At 73.1% G+C, this 23,199-nt stretch carries 13 protein-coding genes; 5 read left to right on the forward strand and 8 right to left on the reverse strand.

The features are described from left to right. Positions 1 to 1,500 (forward strand): lipopolysaccharide biosynthesis protein (locus FHE66_RS11850; protein WP_139073170.1); only part of this gene is annotated, 1,500 nt, incomplete at its 5' end. 37 nt (positions 1,501 to 1,537) lie between these two features. On the opposite strand, the gene FHE66_RS11855 is transcribed toward FHE66_RS11850, so the two are convergent. From FHE66_RS11855 to FHE66_RS11885, 7 genes are all read right to left on the reverse strand, one after another. After that, entirely contained in the window at positions 1,538 to 2,521 is a 984-nt protein-coding gene (locus tag FHE66_RS11855; protein ID WP_139073171.1) for a glycosyltransferase, read from the reverse strand. Beyond that, entirely contained in the window at positions 2,515 to 3,360 is an 846-nt protein-coding gene (locus FHE66_RS11860; RefSeq protein WP_139073172.1) for a glycosyltransferase, read from the reverse strand. Before FHE66_RS11860 ends, FHE66_RS11855 begins: the two co-directional genes overlap by 7 nt. Beyond that, complete coding sequence (locus tag FHE66_RS11865) at positions 3,357 to 4,436, reverse strand: Coenzyme F420 hydrogenase/dehydrogenase, beta subunit C-terminal domain (RefSeq protein WP_218013709.1); 1,080 nt, start codon at positions 4,434 to 4,436, stop codon at positions 3,357 to 3,359. Before FHE66_RS11865 ends, FHE66_RS11860 begins: the two co-directional genes overlap by 4 nt. Positions 4,437 to 4,591: 155 nt before the next feature. Further along, positions 4,592 to 5,905, reverse strand: a complete 1,314-nt coding sequence (locus FHE66_RS11870; protein WP_139073174.1) for a polysaccharide pyruvyl transferase family protein — start codon at positions 5,903 to 5,905, stop codon at positions 4,592 to 4,594. A 198-nt stretch (positions 5,906 to 6,103) separates the two neighbouring features. Further along, a complete protein-coding gene (locus FHE66_RS11875) occupies positions 6,104 to 11,206 on the reverse strand; it encodes a kelch repeat-containing protein (RefSeq protein WP_139073175.1) in 5,103 nt (1,700 codons plus the stop codon). A 4-nt stretch (positions 11,207 to 11,210) separates the two neighbouring features. Continuing rightward, complete coding sequence (locus FHE66_RS11880; RefSeq protein WP_139073176.1) at positions 11,211 to 12,110, reverse strand: glycosyltransferase family 2 protein; 900 nt, start codon at positions 12,108 to 12,110, stop codon at positions 11,211 to 11,213. Between the two features lie 23 nt (positions 12,111 to 12,133). Further along, a complete protein-coding gene (locus FHE66_RS11885; RefSeq protein ID WP_139073177.1) occupies positions 12,134 to 13,600 on the reverse strand; it encodes a sugar transferase in 1,467 nt (488 codons plus the stop codon). Between the two features lie 691 nt (positions 13,601 to 14,291). Here FHE66_RS11885 and FHE66_RS11890 point away from each other — a divergent pair. The 3 genes from FHE66_RS11890 to FHE66_RS11900 are packed head-to-tail and all read left to right on the forward strand — an operon-like array spanning position 14,292 to position 17,697. Next, complete coding sequence (locus FHE66_RS11890) at positions 14,292 to 15,014, forward strand: hypothetical protein (protein WP_139073178.1); 723 nt, start codon at positions 14,292 to 14,294, stop codon at positions 15,012 to 15,014. Continuing rightward, positions 15,011 to 16,528, forward strand: coding sequence for an O-antigen ligase (locus FHE66_RS11895; protein WP_176554758.1), 1,518 nt, complete (start codon positions 15,011 to 15,013; stop codon positions 16,526 to 16,528). The genes FHE66_RS11890 and FHE66_RS11895 overlap by 4 nt, the downstream gene beginning before the upstream one ends. After that, on the forward strand, positions 16,525 to 17,697 hold the full coding sequence (locus tag FHE66_RS11900) for a glycosyltransferase family 4 protein (protein WP_218013710.1): 1,173 nt from the start codon (positions 16,525 to 16,527) through the stop codon (positions 17,695 to 17,697). The genes FHE66_RS11895 and FHE66_RS11900 overlap by 4 nt, the downstream gene beginning before the upstream one ends. Positions 17,698 to 17,724: 27 nt before the next feature. On the opposite strand, the gene FHE66_RS11905 is transcribed toward FHE66_RS11900, so the two are convergent. Then, positions 17,725 to 18,621, reverse strand: coding sequence for a glycosyltransferase family 2 protein (locus tag FHE66_RS11905; RefSeq protein ID WP_168202738.1), 897 nt, complete (start codon positions 18,619 to 18,621; stop codon positions 17,725 to 17,727). A gap of 330 nt (positions 18,622 to 18,951) precedes the next feature. Here FHE66_RS11905 and FHE66_RS11910 point away from each other — a divergent pair, with 330 nt between their 5' ends. After that, positions 18,952 to 23,055: a vWA domain-containing protein gene (locus tag FHE66_RS11910; RefSeq protein ID WP_139073180.1), complete on the forward strand. Its 4,104-nt coding sequence runs from the start codon at positions 18,952 to 18,954 to the stop codon at positions 23,053 to 23,055. The last annotated feature ends 144 nt before the right edge of the window (positions 23,056 to 23,199 follow it).

The following is a 23,199-nucleotide window of genomic DNA, read 5'->3' on the forward strand; positions in this document are numbered from 1 at the left end:
CTCGCGCGGTCCGTCGCGGACGGGCAGCTCGGGCGCTCGGTCGCTCGGGGAGTGAGCTGGACGCTGCTCGGGAGCTGGCTGTCCGCCCTGGTCCAGATCGGGACCACGATGGTGCTCGCCAGGCTCCTCACCCCCGCTGACTTCGGGCTCATGGCGATGGCGCTGACCCTGAGCGTCATCGTGACCCAGTTCAGGCAGCTCGGCCTCAGCCAGGCCGTCGTCCAACGCGCCGACCTCACCTGGAGCCAGGTGAACGCGCTGTTCTGGGTGAACGCGGTTGCCGGTCTGGTCCTCGCTGCGCTGGTCGCGGTGGGCGGCGTGCCGCTGGCGTCGTTCTACGACGAGCCGGCTCTCGTGCCGATCTGCATCGCGCTCGGTGCCGGGTTCGTCGTGTCCGGCCTGTCCGTCCAGCACGGCGCGCTGCTCAACCGCGCCATGCAGTTCCGGCGGATCTCCATGAGGGACGTCCTGGCCGGGCTCCTCGGCAGCGTCGCGGCGATCGTCGCGGCGCTCCTGGGGATGGGTGTGTGGTCGCTCGTGGTGCAGAACGTCAGCGCCCTGCTGTTCAGCACGGTCCTCAACTGGTGGGCCGTGCCGTGGCGTCCCTCGCGACCGCGTCAGCTCGCCGAGGCACTGCCGCTGCTGAGGTTCGGCGCGCACGTGTCGATCGCCAACCTCTTCCACACCGTGTCCCGGGAGGCCGACAACGTCGTCATCGGTCGGTTCCTCGACGCGGGCGTGCTGGGTCTCTACACGCGCGCGTACAGCCTGCTCATGCTGCCGTTGCGCCGGATCAAGACACCGATCCAGTCCGTCATGGTCCCCACACTCGCGAGCCTCCAGGAGGAGCCCGAGCGCTACCGTCGCGCCTACCGTGCGGCCATCAGCGGCTTGTGCCACGCGGGCATGCCCCTCGTGGTCGTCCTCGCCGTCGGTGCGAGGGAGATCGTCGACGTCGTCCTGGGCGACCAGTGGCTGGCCGCGGCGGGGATCTTCCAGCTGCTCGCCGTCGCGGGATTCGTCCAGCTCGTCTCGACGACGACGGGCTGGATCTACACGAGCACGGGTCGGGGCAGGCCCTACGCGGGCTGGGCCGTGCTCAGCGGGGCGGTGACGGTGGCGGGCTTCCTCGTGGGGGTGCGCTGGGGCGTCGACGGCGTGGCGGCGTCGTACGCCGTGAGCCAGGTCGTCCTGCTCGTCCCGGGCTTCGTGCTCGCCTGCAGGCACACCTCGGTCGCGCTCCGTGACCCGTTCGTGGCCATGACCCGTCCCGCGGTGATCGCGCTGCTCGTGCTCGGCGTCTCCGTGACGGTCCGGTCGGTCCTGCCGCAGGACCTCGGGTCGGCGGTCGTCCTGCTCGTCGTCGGCGCCAGTGCGCTGGTCGTGTGGGGTTCGTGCATGGCGCTGTGGCGCGGCGCTCGCCGCGAGCTCGCCGTGCTCGTCAGGACCGTCCGGAGCGGTCGCGGGGCCAAGCAGAAGCTGGGCGCACCTGCGAGCTGAGCCCCCGGAAGGACCTGCTCGGGAGTGCCCTGACGCGTCAGCGCGTCGCCCGCGCTCCCCCCGTCTGCACGGGACCCGGGGCGGTGTCCACCGGGAAGCGCACACCGCGGAGCAGCGCCCGGACGGCCTCGCGGTGCTGAGGACCGCGGCGGACCCGGAGCACCTCGTTGAGGAGCACGGCGGACCAGTAGGCCGCGCTCGGCAGCGCCCGATGGCGTCGGCGATACAGGCGCGTCCGGTTCACGGCCGCGAGGCTCCACAGCCACGGCGACGTGCCGAGCTCACCCCCGGGGTGCATGACGCTCGCGTCGGCGACGAGCGCGAGGCGCAGGCCGGCATCGCGCGTACGCAGGGCGAAGTCGGTCTCCTCGGAGTAGAGGAAGAAGTCCTCCGACCACGGGCCGACTCGTTCGACCGTCCGGGGCGCGATGAACATGGCGGCGCCGGTGGCCCAGTCCGCGGTCGCGCCGTCGACGTACCTGTCCACGTCGCCGACGACCTCACCGAGCAGAGGCACGCGTGACGCGCGCCGGCCCCCGAGTGTGGCCTCTCCCAGCGCTCGCCAGAGCGTCGGCTCACGCCGCAGCGAGAGCTTCAACCGACCTTGCTCGTCGACGATCCTAGGGACCGCGATCCCCAGCCCGGTGTCCGTCTCGACCGCGCGCGCGAGGCGGTCCACGCTGCCCGGCGAGGGGATCGCGTCCGGGTTGAGCACGTAGGAGCCGCGACGTGCCGACGAACAGCTCAGCGCCAAGTTGATCCCGGCCGCGTACCCGCGGTTGGCGCCCACCTCGAGGACCACCGCCCACGGAGCCACGGTGCGGACGAGGTCCGGTGTGCCGTCCCGTGAGCCGTTGTCCACGACGACGACCCTCGCGGTGCCCGCGCCGGCGAGGGCCGCCGGCAGGGCGCGCAGGAACCCCTCGATCAGCGGTGCGCTGTTGTAGGTCACCACGGCGACGAGAACGTCCGGATCGGCCTCCGCCGCTGCCGGCGTGGGGGCCGCGACCGCCGTCACCACTTCGCGGGCCTCCCGGCCAGGCGCGCGACCCTCTTGCGAGCGGAGCTGACCTTACGGCGCCACCCCACGTAGGCGCGCGGGTCGAGCGAAGCCGCTTGCAGGACGCGTGCGCTGCGCTCGAGCTGGGCGGTCCAGTCGGCGACGGTCTCGACGCCGTTCGCCGCCGCGGAGAGCGGCATCCGGTCACGCAAGTCGGCGTCGGTCCGGATGAGGGTGTGCGGCGAGCGAGGGTCGTCCATGTGGTCCTCAGGCACGAACGGGTAGTAGAAGCCGTTCAGTGCGCCCGCCTGGGCGAGACGGATGCAGAAGCTCGTGAAGGCCTCGCCCTCCCGGATCCCACCGTGCTGGACCGCGAGGGCGCGAGGCATGAGGTAGCCGCTGCCCTGGACCCAGAGGTTGCGCATGAGCCGGTGGCCGCCGGCCAGGGTGACGGTCTTGCGCTGGGCAAGCTCGGGGAGGTAGTCGGAGTCGGGATGGCGCCAGCTCCCGACCACGCCCAGCTCGGGGTTCGCGTCGTGGGCCGCGGTGAACGTGTCGAGCCAGCCGGGGGCGACGCGGCAGTCGTCATCGACCTTGGAGACGAACCGCGCGGTCGACTCCTGCCACAGCCAGTTGGTCGGTTCGCGGAGCCGGACGTTCTCCCTGCTGTGGTGGTACCGGTGGACCCGGGGGTCGCTGCGGAAGGGGCGCAGCGCCTCGAGGGTGGCCTCGTCGTCGCCGTTGTGCCACAGCCAGACGCGGTCGCGCTCCCCGAGCGTCTCCAGGAGGCGCGGGAGGCTGAGGTGGAGGTAGCCGGCGCTGCGGTAGGTGATCATGAGGATGTCGGCTCGGTGGCTCATCGCGCCGCCACCTCCGGGCGCCGCAGGCCGCGCTCGCGGGCGCGCCGGTAGGTTCCCCCGACGGACGTGACCTTGCCGCGCAGGGGGAGGTCCCACCACAGCCGGAAGGCGGGCATGTGGCGGTAGCGCGGCACCTTCAGGCCCATGAGGGCCATGGTGAGCACGCGGCCCCAGACCGCGCCGCGGGTGGCCGCGAGGCCGGGCTGCGACTGCGGAAGGCGGTCGAGGGGGAGCGGTTCGCCGGCGAGGGCGCCGTCCGCGAGGGCCGACATCAGCGCCGCCCGGCCGGCCTCCGTGCGCACGACGACGAGGGAGCGCCCCGGCTCGTCGGCTCCGATCTCCCGGTACCACGGGTCCCCCACGGAGAGGTCGGCGAACTCTCCTGTGTGGTCCGGGCAGACGAGGCAGCGCCACTGCCGGTGCTTGGTGAGGGTGCCGCCCCACGACTCGGCGTACGACATGCTCCTCACCTCCCCGTCGGTCCCGCGGACCCGGAAGAGCCCCGGCCAGCCCTCGCCGCGGTAGTCGACGGAGACGACGTCGGCGGGGTCCGTGCCGAGCCGGCGGACGAGCTTCTCCGTCGCGGCTGTCGACGGCGTTCCGGCACAGAAGATCGCGATCGTGACGTCGAGCTTGCTGTCGAGCACCGGCCGGAGCTCGGCGGCGCGACGGGTGGCGGCGACGTCGCACGGCTTTCCGACGAAGACGGTCCGGCCCTCTGCCTGCTCCACGAGGTCCAGCCGTTCGCACGGGCTGGCCGGGGAGTACCGCGAGCCGGTGGCCGCCGTGATTGTCGCGTAGGTCGTGTTCCGGACGGTGACGTTGCGCAACGGGTCGCCGGGGTCGGCCTGCACCTGCAGGGCGCCGGTCGCGCGCCCGGACGTCACGGCGTGGGCCGCGAGGGCCGTCGTCACGCCGCCCGAGGAGCCGCGGTGCCGGACGTCCGGGTCGGTGGACCAGCACTCGTAGAGCGCGAGGACCGGACCCCACTCCCCGCGCAGTGGGGCGCCGTCCAGCGCTCCTGGATCGTGGGCGAGGGCGCGGCCGGGGCAGGCGGCGAGCGCATCACCGGTCACGGTTCCGTTGACGGAGGCGATCGGGAGCGGACGTCGCCCGACGCCGGGCACCTCACGCATCTCGAGCGCGTCAGGCGCGAGGTGAGCGCAGGCACCACACCCTGTGCACAGGTGCGTGTCCACCACCTCCTGGATCGAGCGGGGCGTGCGGCCGATCACGCCACCACCTCCGCGGATCCCTCGGCCCGCCACGCCTGTGCCGCAGCAAGCACCTCGTCGAGCTGCTCGGTGGCGCGGTCGACCACGGCGGGGACGTGGTCCTCGAGACGACGGCGGACCTCATCGCGGGCGGAGAAGGACGCCATCGCCTGCTCGACGGCCTCCGCCCCCGCAATGTCGCGCGCGTCGGCGACCTGGTCCGCGGTCCCACAGGTGCCGAAGACCCCGCGCGCCTTGTCGCTGTAGGCGTAGCCGAACGCGGGGACGGCGGAGCTGAGCGCGGCGATCGTCGCGTGCATGCGCGAACCGGTGAACCAGTCCATCCGCGCGATGCACCACTTGAGGTGAGCGGCCCGGAGTGTGGGGTCGAGCCGCCACGTGCGCCGGCGCTCCGAGGGGCTCAGGGCGTCGTCGATGAGGTCGAACGCCGCCGAGTCGTTCTCGAGAGGGTGCTTTCCGTGCACGTGGGAGACCAGCACGACGTATGCGCCGGCGGCCACCAGGGCCTTGACCATGTCGGTCATGGTCCCGATGTAGTCGCCTGCGAGCCCGAAACGCTCCCCGGCCGACACCTCACGCAGGAGCCCGCTCGCGTTCACCCCGACCACGACCTCACCGGCGAGCGCGTCGAGGTGCGCCGCGATCGCGTCGTCCGGCCGCTGGGGGGCCAGGCCGAACGCGACGTCGACCCCCTCGCGGAAGCGACTGCTGTGGGCGTCCGGACCCGCGAGCTCGAGCAGACGGTCGTGGCTCCAGCTGTCGCGTGCGTAAGCGATCGTCGCCGAGCGCACCAGCCGCTCCGCCCGCCGTCGGCCATCGGTCGTGGTGAACGGCCCGTAGGTCTGGGGGAGGAGCACCAGCGGTCTTCCGGAACGCAGGGCCGCCTCCTTCGGTGCGCAGACCGTGTCGAGACGCTGGGGTCCGTAAAGGTCGGTGAAGCTGTCGCCACCGCTGAGGTCGACGACAGCGTCCGCCTGTGTGAGGCGTGCGACAAGAGGGTTGCCGAGCCCACCCAGCGCCTGGTCGATCCGTACGCGTGTCCAGCTCTCCCGACGGTGCCAGCGCCGTGAGTTCCGCACCCCGATGCGCTCGACGACCGCGGAGCTGTCTGGCAACGGGGTCGTCCGTACTCCCCACCCGCCGTCCAGCATGCTCAACCGTTCGACCGAGGGTGCCCCTGCGAGATACGTGGCGACCGAGGTCCCCAACGCCTCGACCCCCCGGTTGTCGTTGTCGAGAGGGGCGCCCGCGAGGACGATCCTGATCCCGTCCTCGCGTGCCTCGATGGGGGCGTATGAGTTGGTCTTCATGGTCGGCGGGCGCTCCTCGGAGGTCGTCCATCAGCGAGTGGGGTGAGTCGGGAAGTTCTTCTGTGCGGTCGAAGCTCTGGCGCCGGTCCGGCCCCGCCCACGGCGGGCACTGCTGCGCGCCCACCAGCCTGGTGGGGGAACGGGTGAGCCGGTGAGTGGGCGCCCACGTCCTGGTCCGTCGGGGAGACGGGCACCGGCTCACTCATCGGGCATCGTCATGACCTCGTGCACGGAGGACGCGCTCGCACCGGTGGACGTGCCGCCGCCCACGACGTGGAGGCGGCCGTCGATCACGGCAGCCGCTGCGCCGTGTCGGGCCGTGGGCATCCGCCGCAGGGCGGTCCACTCGTCGGCGACGGGGTCGTAGACCTCCGTCGCGTCGAAGGGCAGCCCGTCGGGACGGGCCTCGCCGCCTGCGGCGACGATCCGGCCGTCGATGACTCCGGTGGCCATGGTCCGCCGGGCGGTCGGCATCGAGGCCCGTGGCGTCCACGCCCCCGCTGAGGGGGTGAGAGCCTCGACGGACCCGAGGGTGGGTGAGGGGGACTGCCCGTTCGCGAGACGTGTACGGCCGCCGAAGACGTACAGGGTGTCGCCGACGACGGCGGAGCCGGGGTTGTCCCGGGCCACGGACAGGGCCGGCGCTGTCTGCCAGGTGCCGGTCGCCAGGGTGAGTCGCTCGACGACGGCGGTGGACGCGCCGTTGCTCGTCATGCCACCGGCGACGTAGACCTGGCCACCGACCACCTGGGCCGTGGCACCGCCGCGGGCCGTGGGCAGCGCGGGCAGGGCCTGCCAGCTGTTGCTCGCGGGGTCGTAGGACCAGGCGGCGGAGACGGCGCCGGAGAACGGTGCGGTGGACCCGCCGAGGACGAGGAGCTTGCCGTCCGCCGTCGTGACCGCGGGGTTCTCGACCGCCGGTCCGGGACGGTCCGCCACCCGTGTCCACGTCCCGGGGCCGGCGTCGTAGCGGTAGACACGGTTGGAGTGCCCGTCAGGTCCCTTGCCGCCGACCACGTACATGGCGTCCCCGATCGCGACTCCGCCGGCGTCCAGCACCTCCACGGGCAGCGGCGCGGCGGTGCTCCAGCAGCCGATGTCCCGGGGGGACAGGAAGGTGATCTTGCCCCCGGACCCGGCGAACTCGCCGACGACGATACGCCCGTCCGGGGCCTGGGTGATGGGGAGCGGGTCGGTGAACCCGCCGACGAGGCTGCGCGCCCGCTCGACCGAGCGGCCGTCGGGGGACAGCCGCACCGCCGTGATGTCGTCGCCGACGGAGTAGTTGGTGATGAGCAGGTCGTGGTCGAGCGCGCCGCAGAAGGCGTCGCCGTTGAACTCGATGATGCCGTTCGCGGAGCGGTTCGAGCCGAGGTCGGCGATCGGCGGGGTGTAGTTCGGCAGGGGCGCGACGCTCTGGTAGCTGCCGTCCTTGAACACGCACTCACCTCGCGTGGGGTTGGGAGAGCCGTAGTAGCGCCCCTCCTCGAGGAGGTTGAGCGAGTCGTGCTGGTTGCCGGGGTTGTTGCCTCCTTGCGTCCACGCGCGGGTGTCGCCCATACCGAAGCAGGGTGCCTGGGCGGAGGGCGGGTAGCTCCCCACGACGCCGAGCCCGTTGTCCGGCCCGTACATGTTGCCGTTGGAGTGCTCGACGAAGTCGTAGGTGTTGCGCAGGCCCGACGCGAAGACCTCGACGTCACAGTCGCCCGAGAGGTAGATGTCCGTCGGGTGCGCGCACGCGCCGTCGAACCCGGGCGCCTTGACGTCGGCGACCAGCAGGGCGGCGGAGAGCGGCTGCTCGCCGCGGTCGCCGAACTCGGTGTTGGCGAGGTTCGGGGCGCCGGCGCCGGTGTTCCCGCCCTGCGCGATGTAGAGCCGCCCGTCGCTGCCGAAGTGCAGGGCGTTGGTGCCGTGGTTGGCCACTGATCTCGGCAGGCCGGCGATGACGTCCGTGCGCTGGCCGAGGCCCGGGCCGGAGAGGCGCGAGACGACGCCGGAGTCGGCCTCGCCCTCGTCCGCGGACGGGGAGGAGTGGCCGGCCCAGACGATGACGTCCTGCGGGGTGGAGGCAGGGTCGACCGTGAGCCCGAGGGCCAGGCGGCTGCCGAGCGTGGAGACCACCTGCGTGTCGGAGACGGTGCCGTCCGGGGCGAAGGACAGGACGTAGATCCTGCCGAACATGGACTGGACGTAGAGCCTGCCGTCCGGTGCGAACGCCATGGACGTCGGGAACGGCACGGGCACCGAGTAGCGGTCGAAGGGGTAGTCCGCGACGTCCGACGGGTCGTGCTCGCCCGTCACCGAGAACTGCGAGAAGCCGAACTCGGTGTCCTGCGTGGCGGTCCGCCGGCTGGCGAACAGTCCGCCGAAGCTCCGGGTGCCGATGAGGGGGTCGATGCCGGCGGCGTCGAAGCTGAAGAACTCCCCGGGGACGTCGAACGAGCGCATGGCGGACCGGCCGCCGTCGCCCACCCGGTAGTAGCCCGTCGCCTGGCGGGTCACCGGGTCCACCCGGATGGACAGCTCGACGGGGGTGCCGGCGGGAATGGTGAGGTAGGCGGAGTTGCGCCGGGCGACCTCGACGCCACCGACCTCGAGGACGTGCTCCACCCGCCAGCCGAGCGGGGCATTGACGAGTGCGACCCGGTCGACGTGGTCCTGGTCGTAACCGAACCAGATCCCCGCCTGCTCGAACTTGCCGGTCGCGGCGGGGAGCTCGGCGATCGTCGCGGTGAGGACGGTGGTCGTGGTCGGGCCGTCGAACCCGACGCCCAGGGCGTTGTCGAGCGTGTTCTCCTTGACCGAGCCGGCGGTGCCGGTGATGTCCAGGGTGCCGTCGCCGAGGTCGACGTCGAGGTGGTCGGGCCTGTACTCGGTGCCGTCGGGGCGGGCCAGGAGCATGGTGAACCCGGTACCGACGCCGGAGGAGTCGATGATCCCGCCGCTCCCGTAGCGGAAGCCGAGGTTGTAGGGCGTTCCGACCTTGATGAGCTCGCACGAGACGGGCTCGCAGCCGCCGGGGTCACCGACGACGAGCTCCACAGGGAGGACGGCCGAGAACGCGCCGGGGGCGGTGGCCACGACGTGACCGTGCCACACCCCTGCCGTCAGCCCGGAGGGGTCGACGGTGACGTCGACGGCCGCCGGGGCGGTGGCGGTGGCCGGGGTGACCTGGAGCCACGGGGCCGTCGACTCCAGGGACACGGCGGTGCCGGGGCTCGTCGCGCTCACGGTGGCTTGACGGGTGGTCGGCGTCTCGCCCTGGGGGACCTCGACGCGCAGCGTCCCGGGATCGAAGGCCAGTGAGTTCGTGTCGTTGACCGTCGTGAAGGCCGTGTGGGTCACGTGCACGGCGCCGTCCGAGCCCAGTACCGCCACGGTGATCGTGTGCTGCCCGTCGGGTACCTGCGCGGTGTCGAACGGTGCCGCGGAGTGCGCGACGGAGCCGGGGGCGAAGTCGAACGGTGGGGCCGAGTCGGTGCGCAGCGGCTGGCCCGTCATGCCGGGATCGTCCAACCACCACGTGGTTGAGGAGACGCCGTCGGTCTGGGCGAGGAACGCGTACATGCCGCCGCTGACCGTGCGGCCCGCGAGCGGGGTGGGGGAGCGGCGCTTGGCGTCGGCGCCGGTGACCACCTGGAAGGGGGCGGTGTCGCGCACGGTGAACGTCACGGGGACGACGACGTCGGGCAGGTCGGGTGACGTCAGGGTCACCTCGGTGCTGTGCTCGCCCGGCGGCAGGCTGCCGGGCGTCGCCCGGACGGCGAGCTGGGCCGGGGTGGTGCTCGTCGGCGGGTCGACCACGAGCCAGGGGGAGGAGGTGGACACCTCGAAGGGGACGGCGCTGCCGTCGCTCGCGCTCACGAGGAGCGGCCCGGTGACGGGGTCGCCGCCGGCCGGTGCCTCGAGCGTGATGGCGCCCGGGTCGACGACGAGCCCCGGCTCGGCGTCGACGACGAGCGACACGGTGAGCACGCCCGTCACCGCTCCGCCCGCGGTGGCCGTGAGGCGGCCGGTGTGGGTGCCGCCCGGCAGGCCGCTCGGATCGACACTCACCGTGACGTCCGCAGGTGTCGTGACCGTGGTCGTGGCCACGGAGAGCCACGGGGCGTCGCTCGTCAGCGTCACCGTCGTGCCCGGCGTGGTCGAGGTGAGCGGCACCGAGCGGGTGACGGCACCGTCGTCCTCCGCGGCCTCCACGACGAGCCGTGCCGGTTCCCAGGTGAGCGCGTTCGTGCCGTTGGCGGTGACGAAGTGCGCCGAGGCGACGTGCTCGGCGCCGTCGGTGGTCGTCACCCGCACCGTGATGACGTGCTCCCCGTCGGGGAGCATCGTCGTGTCCAGGGGCTCGGCGCGGTGGGCGACGGAGCCCGACCCGAAGTCGAACGGAGCGGCGGAGTCGGTCCGCACGGGAGTGCCACCCATGTCGGGGTCGTCGAGCCACCACGCCGTGCTCGCGACCCCGGTCGTCGGGGCGAGGAGGGGGTACACCGCCCCGGAGATCTCGGCGCCGTCGAGCGGTCGCGGGCTCGTGCGCTTGGAGCTGAGGCTGTGGACGACCGTGAAGCCCTCCAGCGGCGCCGCGGACACGGTGAACGTGACAGCGACCGTGGCGCTGGGCAGGCCGGGCGACTGGAGCACGACCTCGGCCTGGTGGGTGCCGACGGGGAGTCCGGCCGCTGCCGTGAGGGTGAGCTGGGCGGGGGAGGTCGCGCCGCTCGGAGTGACCGTCAGCCAGCCCGATGACGAGGTGGCCGAGAACGTGCGCGCCACGCCGTCGGACGTGCCGACGTCGACGGTCGCGCCCGGTGCGGCACCACCCTCGGTGGCGGTGAGGGCGACGGTGGAGCGCGAGGTGGTGAGCAGGGCGGCGACGTCGTTGTCGGTGACGAACACCGCCTGCAGGGTCGCGGGCCCGGTGCTCGTCGTCACGCGGGCCGTGATCGTGTGCTCGCCGTCGGGCAGCGTCGCCGTGTCGAAGGGGGCCGAGGAGTGGGCGACCGAGCCCGGCGAGTAGTCGAACGGGGCGGCGGTGTCGGTGCGGACCGGGGCCCCTGTCATCTGTGGGTCGTCCAGCCACCAGCTCACGGCGCTGACGCCGGCGTCGCCGGTGAGGAAGGGGTGGATGACGCCCTGGACGTCGGCGCCGTCGAGGGGGCCGGGGGAGCTGCGCTTGCGGTCGAGGCTGAAGGAGATGGTCTCGTCGCCGGTGGCGGCCGGGGCGGACCCGGCAGCGACGAGGGAGAGCAGCACGGTGAGGGCGGTGAGGAGGGCCCAGCGGCGGGCCTGGGGTCGAGCCATGATGTCAGTGCTCCGGAGGGACGTGGACCGCGGGGGAGGTGGCGCGGGGGAGGGTGGGAGGAGGGGAGGGGGTGCGGCTGCTCTCGTCCCGCAGCCACACGGTGCTGCCGCGGGAGATCGCCCAGCGGGCCCTGAGGCGCGCGATCGCGGCGGTGCCGAGGAAGACGGCCACACCCGGTGCCAGGCGCGGTTCAGCACGGGCGAGGGCCAGCAGCGTGCCGAGGCCGGCCCCGGAGCCGCGGACGACGGGAGCCGAGGAGTCGCGGGCGAGCCGGTGGTTCCCGGTCATCGCCCGCACCCGCCGCCGGAGAAGGTCGCCGTAGCGCCGTGGCGGCTGGATGAGGACCCGGGCGGTGGGCACGACCCTGACCTCGTGGGGTGCGAAGGACATCGCCGCGACGAGGTCGTCGGACATCGCCTCGCGCCACCCCGCGAGCCGGCTGTGGCCCTCCTCGTCGACGGCGATGACGCCGCGCCCGTAGAGCTCGGCGCGCACGCCCGGGAGCCTCTGCCAGACGGCGTAGTAGGCGCGGACCGTCCGGCTCACCCCCTCCATGACGAGCTCACGCGTCGGTCCTGCGGCGTGGACCCCGGGCTCGTCGAGGGCGGCGGCGAGCGCGCGCAGGTCCTCGGTCGTGACCACGACGTCCCCGTCGACGTAGAACCGCGGGAAGCGTGAGGTGAGGGAGTCCCCCAGGGCGAGCGCCTGGACCTTCGACGGGACCGGGGTGTCGACCACCCGGACACCCGCGTAGCCGCGCGCGACGTCGGCCGTGCGGTCCGTGCACCCGTTGGCGACCACGACGACCTCCGTCGCGCCGTCGGCCGGGAGCGCGGCGAGGAGCCGCCCGAGGACGTGCTCCTCGTCGTGTGCCGGAATGATGATCGCCCCCGTGCCGCTCATGTCACACCTTCGTCCTGACGTGATCAGTACGCGCCGTTCCCGCTCAGCACCGCGTGGGCGGTGCGCCAGAGGATCGCGACGTCCATGCGCACCGACCAGTTGTCCGTGTAGCGCAGGTCCAGGCGCACCGACTGCTCGACCGAGAGGTTGGACCTGCCGCTGACCTGCCACAGGCCGGTGAGCCCGGGCTTGACGCGCAGTCGCTGGAGCACGTCGCCGTCGAACTGGGCGACCTCCGACGGCAGGGCGGGCCGTGGTCCCACGAGGGACATGTCGCCCCTGACGACGTTCCACAGCTGCGGCAGCTCGTCGATCGAGAGCCGCCGCAGGACGCCCCCGATCCGGGTGACCCGCGGGTCGTCACGGAGCTTGAAGAGCATGCCGTTGCCCTCGTTGCGGTCACGCAGCGCCTCGAGCCTCGCCTCGGCGTCGACGTACATCGAGCGCAGCTTGAGCATGGTGAACGGGACGCCGTCCAGGCCGACCCGGGTCTGGGCGAAGAAGGCCGGCCCCGGGGAGGTGAGCCGCACGGCGAGCGCGGCCGGGAGGATGACCGGGGTGGCGAGGAGCAGCAGGGCGGTTCCGACCACCTTGTCGAACACGAGCTTGGACAGGCGGCTGGGCCGGGGCGGCACGAGGGACACGCCCAGCAGCGGCGTGCCGCCGAGCGACTCGACGTGGAGGCGGCGCGGGGCCACCTCGGTGATCGAGGGCAGGACGAGCAGGTCGGTGGACAGGAGGCCCAGCCGCCAGCCGAGCCGGCGCAGGTCCGCGGCGTCCATCGCCCCTGCCGAGACGAGGACGGCGTCGATGTGCAGGTCGCGGACGAGGTCGGGGACGTCGGCGTACCCACCGAGCACCGGGCTGCGACTGCCGGCGTCCGCGGTCGTCGTCGGCGTGCACACCCCGACGACGACGAGCGCACGGGACTCGGCCTCCTCGAGCACGTCGAAGAGGTGGGTGAGCTCGGTCTCGGGCCCGACGAGGAGCGTGCGCCGGAGGAAGACACCGCGGGCCCGGACCTGGCGGGTGAGCAGACGAGCGACCAGCCGGACGAGGGCGGCCGCGAGGACGGTTGCCGCGAGGGCCTCGAAGAAGAGCCGGCGCGGAACCTGTGCGATCCCGGCGTAGTGGACGGCCAGCGAGGTGACCGCGAGCACGCCGGTCACCCGCATGAGGCTGCGGGGCTCGTTGCCGCCGGTCGCGGCGCCCGCGGGGCGGTAGCCCTGGCACAGCGCCATGGTGAGGACGAACCCGAGGCCGGCGAGGACCGCCAGGGCGAGGGAGGCCTCCGGAGCGCGCGCCCGGCCCGTCACGAGGCCGACGACGGTGGTGGTGACCGCGAGGTCGGTGACCACGAGGGCGACCAGGTAGCGGGAGACGGCGGTGTGCCAGGGCGTCGTGCGCCGGGCGGGACGGCCGCGGAGGAACGGGCGTGAGGAGGGGTCGACCTGGTCGGCGTCGCGGAACCGGTCCGTGTGAAGGGTCATGAGAGCCGCCTGCGGGATAGCACCGGGGGAGCCGGTGACGGAGCCACCAGCGGCAGCCGCCCTCGGGCGAGGACGGTGTGCCGCGTGGGGCGTGGAGGGGTCGTCACTTGTGGAGCTCACCTCCGTCGCGCGTCGTGGCCTGTGCCGATCGGCTGGTCCTCCGTCGGTACCGCTGAACGACGCGTTCCAATCTGGCACGGGCGATTCGGGGTCGTAAGGATGACCGCCGGGTGACGGTCAGGGGATGATCCGGGTCCCGGGGGTGAGCCCTCGGGGTGGCCCCCGACCAGGCCGTTCGTGGGCTCACCCCGGCTCTCACCTCGCCCGGTGGATGAGTCACCTTGCCGTCATCCGCCGAGGGGCAGAACGTGCCGCGGGAGGGGTGTTCTGCTAGTGCCCGGGTCCACGTGAGTGGTGCCCGAAGCTCTCGGCCCGTCGTCGGCACCGCCCGGCCGGCGACGGGTCGGGGGTCGCCCACGGGCCGGGACGCGACTGCTCTGTGATCGGTCGGTCGTCGTCATGGCTCGACCGCGACGTGGCGGGTGGGGACTCGCTCCCCACCCGCCATCGCTTTTGTGGGACCCGCCGCCTCGCGGCGACACGGGCGGTGCACGTCCCGGGCGGGGGCCTACCGGCCCTGAGGCCCGGGTGAACAAGACGCACATCACACCGGCTCACGACGGAGGCACCCGTGGACGTCTGGCGCATCACCGTGGCGACCCTGCGCCGCTGGTACATCTTCCTCCCGCTGCTCGCGCTCACCGCGGGAGCCGTGTTCGTCGTCGGCCAGGGCGTGCAGCCGGAGTACGAGGTCTCCGGCACCGCGCTCATCACCCCCGGCCGGACCCCGTCGCCCGTCCCCAACCCCTACGGCGGGGAGCAGCAGGCGAGCGCCGCCGTGGCGATCGTCCTCAACAGCACGGAGTCCAGGGCGGGAGTGCAGGCAGCGGGTCTGCTACCGGCCTACGAGGTCGCCGGACGGAGCCGCAGCACGATCTTGAACGTGGCCGTGCGTGGGGGTGACGCCGACCAGGCCGTGGAGACCGCCCGTCACGTCCTGGAGCTGGCCGGGCAGGAGCTCGCGGAGCGCCAGGGCGGGGCGGGCATCCCGAGCTCGGCGCAGTACGGCCTCGACATCCTCGCCGAGCCGGCGCTCGCCGGCGTCGTGTACGACGGGAAGACGCAGGTGCAGGCCGTGACCGGTCTGCTCGGGGCCAGCCTCGCGCTCCTCGTCGCGGTGCTCTTCGACGACATCGTCGGCCTGTTCCGGCGGCGCCGGGCGCGCCGTCGCGCCGACCCTGCCGGGGCGGCTCCGACGGTCGCCGCGGAGGGCGCGCCGTCGACCGACGGGACGAGGTCCCGTGACCCGGAGCGTCCGCCCCGGTCGAGTGCCCGCGACCACGCCCGCGCGTGAGCACCGACGGTCGCACGTCGCCGCGGACGGCGCGCCGTAGCGGGACGACGGACCTCGACTTCGAGCCCGTCCTCCTGCGCCGCCCGGGTGCCGGCCGTCCGTGGGAACCCGCACTCCTGCGGCGGTGGCGCCCTCCCACCCTCGTCCTCCTCGTCGTCTTCCTCTGCCTCCAGTTCCTCATCCCGGCGCGGCTCGTCATCGGCGGGCTCGGGTCGGTCGGACGCCCCTCGGTGGCCGTCGGCATCCTGCTCGCCTTCCTCTGGGTCGTCTCCGCCCGCCGGCCGGGACGCCTGCCCGCAGGACGTCAGCCGGTCCGGTGGCTGCTCGGCGGCTACCTCGCCGTGCAGCTCGTCGGCTACGCCGTCGGGTACGACCGGCTCCTGCCGCAGATCGAGGCGAGCAGCGCGGACCGCTGGCTCATCTACAACGTCGCGATGGTCGGTGTGGCGCTTGCCGTCACCGACGGGCTCGCGACGCGGCGCCACCTCGACATCCTGCTCCGCACCGTGGTCGCGCTCGCCGCCGTCATGGCGTTCGTCGGCACGTTGCAGTTCCTCCGCATCGTCGACCTCACCCGGTACATCCGCATCCCCGGCCTGCGCGCGAACCGTGAGCTCATCGGGGTGGGGGCGCGCGGGGACGGGGACTTCGCCAGGGTGGCGGGAACGGCCAACCACTACATCGAGTTCGGGGTGGTGCTCGCCCTCGTGCTGCCGATCGCCCTGCACTACGCCTTCTTCGCCCCGCCCGGACGCCGATGGGTCCGATGGCTGTCGGTCGCACTCATCGCCTCCGCCATCCCGCTGTCGATCTCGCGCTCGGCGATCCTCACGGTCGCCGTCTCCATGGGGTGCCTCGCCGTCGTGTGGCCGTGGCGGCGGCGCTACAACGTGTTCGCGGTCGGGCTGGTCGGGCTCGTCGTGTTCCACTTCGTCAACCGCGGGGTGCTCGGGACGATCCGCTCGTTGTTCACGAACATGGACAACGACCCGAGCGTGCAGAACCGCATCGCGGACCAGGCGTTCGTCCAGCAGATGTTCGCCCAGCGCCCCTGGCTCGGCCGCGGGCCCGGGACCCTCCTGCCCGAGCGGTACATCCTGCTCGACAACCAGATCTACGGGACGCTCGTCGGAGGCGGCATCCTCGGGCTGGTCGCGCTCGTCGCCCTGTTCGCCGTGCCCTACGCCATGGCGAGGAGCGTGCGCCTGCGGGCCGCGGGCGAGGAGAGCCGGCACCTGGGCCAGGCCCTGGCGGCAGCGTTCCCGGCAGGGCTCCTCGCGAGTGCCACGTTCGACTCCTTCGGGTTCGCCACCTTCGCCGGGACGACCATGGTGTTCGTGGGCGCTGCCGGAGCGCTCTGGCGGCTCGAGGACGTCCGTCCGTGGCGGCCGATCTCGAACCAGCAGGGAGAGTTCGTGACCATGCCGCTGACCGCCGGGGTTCGCTCGCGGGCTCGCGCGGGATGGCAGAAGTCCCGGATCGGGCGCCCGGTGCTGTCGGAGGAGAACAGGTGAGCAGGAGCGGGCCGATGCGGGTCCTGTACAGCTTTCCCCAGCGACTGGGCGCCGGACGTATCTGCTACACGGCCTGGCAGCAGGTGCTCGGTCTGCACGCGGCCGGTGCGTCGGTGACGGTCCTGGCCGGCTCGGTCGCACGTCCTGTCCCGCCCGAGGTCGAGGTCCGCACCACCCTCAGCGTGGGGCCCGCTCGGTTGCCGCTGCGGCTGGTCGGGGTCACCCGTGCCTGCGAGCTGCACGACAGGATCGTCGCCCGGCAGCTGCCGCGACTCGCCGATCGCGTCGACGTGCTCCACCTCTGGCCGCGGGGAGCCCGCCACACCCTGCGGGTCGCACGGGAGCTCGGCATTCCCACCTTCCTCGAACGCCCGAACGCGCACACCCGTTTCGCCTACGACGTCGTCGCCCGGGAGAGTGCCCGTCTCGGTGTCGTGCTTCCCCCAGGGTCGGAGCACGCGTACGACCCTCACGTCCTTCGCATCGAGGAGGCCGAGTTCCGCCTCGCCGACAGGCTGCTGTGCCCCTCCGACTTCGTCGTCCGCAGCTTCCTGGACCAGGGGACACCGGCGGACAAGCTCGTCCGGCACACCTACGGCGTCGACCTCGAGCGTTTCGGTGCACTGGAGGCGCGCGAGCCGGGCCGCCCGTTCACCGCACTCTTCGTGGGGCACGCCGCGGTGCGCAAGGGGCTGCACGTCGCGCTCGAGGCGTGGCTGTCCTCGCCCCTCGCGGAGACGGGCGAGCTCCTCGTGGCCGGGACGATCGTGCCCGAGTACGAGGCGCTGCTCCGCACGCAGCTGGCCCATCCGAGCGTCCACGTGCTCGGACACAGGGAGGACATCCCCGACCTCATGCGACGGTCGGACGTCATGCTCCTCCCCAGCTTCGAGGAGGGCTTCGGACTGGTCTGCGTCGAGGCGATGGCCGCCGGCAGCGTCCCGCTGGTGTCCGACGCGTGCACCGACCTCTGTCGGCACGACGACAACGCCCTGGTCCACCCCGCCGGTGACGCGGTCCGGCTTCGTGAGCACCTCACCGAGCTGGCAGCCGACCCGGCGAGGCTGCGGCGGCTGAGGGACAGTGCCCTTAGCACCGCCCCGGGCGTGACCTGGAGGGCGGCGGGCCGGCGGCTCCTCGACGTCTACACGGAGTACGCCTCGGTCTAGGTCGCCCGGCTCCTGTGGGCTCCGCCGTCACCGCCTCGTGCGTCCGAACCGGTCCCGCAAAGCCAGGTCGGTGGCCACCCACGCCGCGACGTACCGGTGGTAGAACTCCCCGACGAGGAGCGCGGCCCGCGCTCGCGGCGTGGTCAGCCGCTCGTCCCGCATGCCGCGCCGTGCCGAGCCCAGCGGGGGCACCAGTGACCGCAGCGGCGGCCACGGGGCCGGCCCCGTGCGCCCGTCGAGGACGTCACGCTCGTGGCGGCCGACCATGACGCGGCGCAGCTTCGTGCGCAGGGCGGCGTAGGACTCGCGGGCGGGGTGGTGGACGACGGCGCGGGCCCCGTAGACCGTGCGTAGGCCGAGGTGGTTGGCGCGCTGCGCCCACTCGATGTCCGCGCCGGAGCGCAGTGCGTCACGGAACGGTCCCGCGCGGTCGAACGCGGTTCTCGTCGTGCACATGTTCGCCGTCACCGCGGCGCCGCCCCGGGCCACGTAGGTCTCCTGCGGGAAGGCGTGGACGAGCTCGTAGGCCTCGACGGGGTGCGGGCGGGCCGGGTCGCGGGCGTACACCGCGACGTGGCCGGCGACGATGTCGGCGCCCTCGCGCAGCTCGTCCACAGCGCGTTCCAGCCACGTCGGCTCGGGCAGGCAGTCGGCGTCGGTGAACGCGAGGACCTCGCCGGCGCTCGCGAGCACGGCCGCGTTGCGCGCCGTGTACGAGCCCCCCGACGGCTCGGCGAGGTACCGGACACCGGGCTGGGCGCTCGCGGCCGCGAGTGCCTGCCCGTCCTTGCTGCCGTTGTCGACGACGACGACCTCGACGAGCTCAGCCGGGTAGGTCTGGCGGGCGAGGGCCGCCAGGCAGGCCGACAGCCGGGGGTCGTCCCGGACAGGGACGATCACCGACACCCGGGGCAGTGACGTCATGGTCGCCATTGTGTTGGACCGGGCGCGGCCGTGGAACCGCTTCGGGACGCCACCCGCGGCGGCCGGAGGCCGGGTGTCGGGGATGTCGCCCGGCAGGTCGGGCAGAACCGCCCGTGGAGGGTGACGTCGGCTCACCCCGGCAGGTGTCGACGTCAACCGGTGATCCCCCGCGCCCCCGGCGGCGCACCGGAGAGCCCGGTGGTGGGCTGGCAGCGCCCCATCGATCACAAGGAGCGCGCCATGCCTACTCACGCCCGTCCGTACAGACTCCCCCGCACATGGCACCACCGGGTTCGCGGAACGCTGGTCGGGCTGAGCAGCCTCGCGCTCGTGCTCACGGGCAGCGCCTCCCTCGCGCTCACCGAGGAGGCCACGGCGGGCGACGTTCCCGAGGTCGTCGCGACGGCCCCCGCCGAGCCGGCGCCCACCCCCACCGAGCCGGCCGCGACGCCCGCGGAGACGGCCGATGCCCCTGCCACCGAGGAGACGACCGGTGCCCCGGTCGTCGAGGAGCCGCCCGCCGAGGAGTCGACCGTCGAGGAGACCGACGCCCCGGAGGTCCAGGACACGGCGACCTCCGTGCCCGTCGCCCGGCTGAGCTCGGGTCCCGTCCCTCGCGACACCGTCGTGCCGCTGGAGGTCCCTCCCGGTGACCCCGGTGCGAACCAGGCCAAGATCATCGTGCGCGCGGGCGGGGACCGGACCGGGTCCGGACCCACGAGCTCCTCAGCCACCCCCCTGGCAGACGTCACCTTCGAGATCTACCGGGTGACCGCGCTCCCGGGCCCCGGCGGCACGCCGACCGGCGTGTCCGTCGGCACCTGCACCACCGACGCGACCGGCGAGTGCGGGCTGTTCGTCGACCTCGTCGGCGCGATCAACGGCGGCGACGTCTTCTACGCCGCGCAGACCGCAGCGCCCGCCGGGTGGGTCGCCCCGGAGCGCTGGGGGCCCGACGCCGGCCAGGAGTACATCTTCGCCAGCGGTCTCATCTCTGCCAGCGACCCCGTCGCCCAGCGGACGGTGGAGCTCCCGCTGGCGTTCAACAGCACCGTCACCGAGCCCACCGTCGCGAGCGTGCGGCCCAACAACCGGGTGGCGCCCCAGTGCGGCCTCGACCTCGCGATGGTCGTCGACCTGTCGAACTCGGTGACCGAGAACAACGCGCTGCTCAACCAGTACAAGGCCGCCGCGACCGGCTTCATCGACGCCCTCACCGGCACCCCCTCCCGGGTGGCGCTGTACACCTTCGCCTCGCTCGCCCCCGCCCAGGGCGCGACGAACGGCGGGGTTCCCCTCACCAGCGTCGCCACGGCGGCGGGCGCGAACGTCATCAACAACCGGATCAACGGCTTCGCGCAGCCGCCCTCCGGCGGTGGCGGCACGAACTGGGACCGCGGCTTCCACCAGGTCGCCGAGTCCACGGACGACTACGACGTCGTCCTGTTCCTCACCGACGGTGAGCCCACCTTCCACCGCGACCGCCAGGGTCCCGGCAACGCCTCCACCATCGCCGAGGTCAACGAGGCCATCCTCTCCGCCAACGCCGTCAAGGCGTCCGGTGCGGAGGTGATCGTCGTGGGCATCGGGGCCGACCAGGCGCCCGGCGCCGATATCCGGATCCCGCTGGTCTCCGGGCCCGTCGAGGGTGAGGACTTCTACCGCACCGACTTCGACCAGCTGGGCAGCGTGCTCCAGGAGATCGCGAGCGCGGAGTGCGCAGGCACGCTCACCGTCGTCAAGGAGGTCCGGGACACCGAGGGCGAGCTCCAGCCCGGCGGGGCCGGCTGGACCTTCAGCACCCCGACGGCGCTCGTCACCCCGGCGTCCGCGACCACCGACAGCACGAGCGCCGTGAACTTCGCGGTCTCCTACGAGACCGGCACCACCGCCCGCTCCGTCACCGTCAACGAGACCCAGCAGACGGGGTACGAGCTGGAGCAGGTGGGCGGCGCGAACGCCGTCTGTGTCGACACCGTGAGTGGTGACTCGGTCGCGGTGACGAACACGGGCGCCCTCGGGTTCACAGTCGACGTCGCCCAGCTGGCGGTGGTGAGCTGTACCGTCCGCAACGCGGAGGTCCCGCCGGACTACGAGGACCTCGTCGTCACGAAGACGGTGACGCCCGCCCTCGACCGGGACTGGGACTGGGAGATCGAGAAGCTCGCCCGCGAGGACCGCCTCGAGGTCCCCGCCGGCGAGGACGGCACCTTCACCTACGACGTCACGGTCACCCCGAGCGGCCCCACCGACAGCGGCTTCACGCTCGGCGGGGAGATCACGGTGACGAACCCGAACGACATCGCCGTCACCGGGGTCGACGTCGTCGACGCGGTGAGCACCCCGGCCGGCGCGCAGTGCACCGTCACGGGCGGTACGGACGTCACCGTCCCGCCGGACGGCTCGGTGACGCTGCCCTACTCGTGCTCGTTCACGAGCGCGACGGCCACGACGACGGGCACGAACACCGTCACCGCCACGTGGGACGCCGCCGCCTACCCGGGCTCGAGCGGCACGGCCACGGGGACCGCGGCGTTCGACTTCGCGGACGCGGACGTCGCCGAGACCGACCGGTTCGTCACGGTCACCGACTCCGAGCTCGACCTGTCCACCCTCCCCGGCGGCAACGAGCTCGACGCCGTCGACGGTGAGCGCGTGCTCACCTACGAGCTCACCTGGCCGAGCACGCCCGGTGAGTGCGTGGAGTTCCCCAACACGGCGACGGTGACCAACAGCGTCGGGGCGCTGGTGGGCCCGCTCGCGGTGGCCGAGGAGAGCACCGAGGACGTCACCCTGTGCGCCGGCCTCGACCTCACGGTCGAGAAGAACGTCATCCACTCCTTCGCCCGCACCCACCTGTGGGAGCTCGCCAAGGACGTCGACGCGACCACCGTGACGCCCGACCCGGTGACCGGGATCGCGCTCGTCGACTACGCCGTCACCGCGACCCCGGCGGGCCGCACGGACGGGGAGTGGGCGATGCAGGGCACGATCACGCTCACCAACCCCAACCAGTGGCTCGACATCACCGCTGAGGTCACCGACACCGTCGACGTCGGTGGTGGAGCGGTGTGCACGGTCGCGGACGCGAACGGGGCGCTCGTCGCCCGGAACAGCTCCCTCGACCTCAGCTACACCTGCACCTTCGTCACGCAGCCCAGCTACTCGGGCACGAACACCGCCACGGCGGTCTGGCCGGACACGCTCCCGACGCCCACGAACAGCGCCACGGGCACCGCGGAGATCACGGCAGAGGACTGGAACCCGGAGCTGGTGAACCGGACGGTCACCGTCGTCGACGACAAGACCGACCCCGCGAACCCGGTCGTGCTGGGTACCGCGGAGTGGAACGAGGAGGGGACGCCGACCCTCTTCACCTACACCCTCGAGCACCAGGGGGAGCCGGGCGAGTGCGTCGAGCACGTCAACACCGCCTGGCTCCAGGAGACCGGTCAGGACGACCAGACGTCGGTCGAGATCTGCCTCGGCGTCTCGGTCGACAAGCGGGCGGTGTCCGCCGACCTGCAGGACGACGGCACCTGGCTGGTGACCTACGCGATCGACGTCGAGAACGTCGAGGAGAACGACACCGCCTACAGCCTGAGCGACACCCTGGAGTACGGCGAGGGCATCACGCCGCTCGAGGCGGACTGGGTGCTCGAGGGCACGGACGAGGCGGGCGAGTGGACCGGCCTGCCGGACGACCCGACCACCATCCTGGCCACCGACCGGGTGCTCGCCGGCGGGGAGACGCACACCTACGTCGTCGCCGTCCTCGCCGAGGTCGCCGAGGGCGTCGCCGGGACCCCGGCCGGGCGCTGCACCGGCGAGGACGGCACCGAGGGCGGGGGCTTCCTCAACGCCGCGATCCTCACCGTCCAGGGTGAGGAGACCGTCGACCGGGCCTGCCTGCCCCCCGGCGGGGAGCTGCCCGACGAGCCGGCGTGGACGCTGCTGAAGACCTCGGACCCCGCCTCGGGGAGCACGGTGCGACCGGGTGACACGATCACCTACACGATCACCGCGACGCCCACGAGCGAGAGCGACCCCGTCGACCTCGTCGTGCGCGACGACCTCACCCGGGTGCTCGGCAACGCGCGGACCGTCGGAGCGGTCGAGGTGAGCACGGGCAGCGTCGAGTGGGACGGGGACGTCATCGTCTGGGACATCCCGCGGCTCGGTGAGGCGGAGACGCTGACCTTCAGCGTCGTCGTCGACCGCGGCGCCTGGGGCGTGACGCTGCACAACGTCGTCACCGGCGACGGGTCGCCGCCGCCCGTGTGCATCACGTGCACGACGACGCACACCACCCCGCCGCGGCCGGGGCTCCCGACGACCGGCACGGACCTCTCCGGGGCGGTGCTCATCGCGGTGCTGCTCTCCGCGGGCGGTGGCCTCGCGTTCGCCACCACGCGCAGGCGCAGGGAGAGCTGATGCACGGCGCCGGGCGGCAGGTCCGCCCGGCGCCCATGAACCCCCGTGTCCCTGCCAGCACCGCCCGGCAGGTAGGGACGCGGGCGGCCCATCCGGCCAACGGGACGCTCGGTGTAGTGATCGGCATCGCAGTGTCCCGCCCCG

Origin of the sequence: Georgenia sp. 311 (genome assembly GCF_006151955.1) — a bacterium.
Taxonomy (GTDB): domain Bacteria; phylum Actinomycetota; class Actinomycetes; order Actinomycetales; family Actinomycetaceae; genus Oceanitalea; species Oceanitalea wutianyii.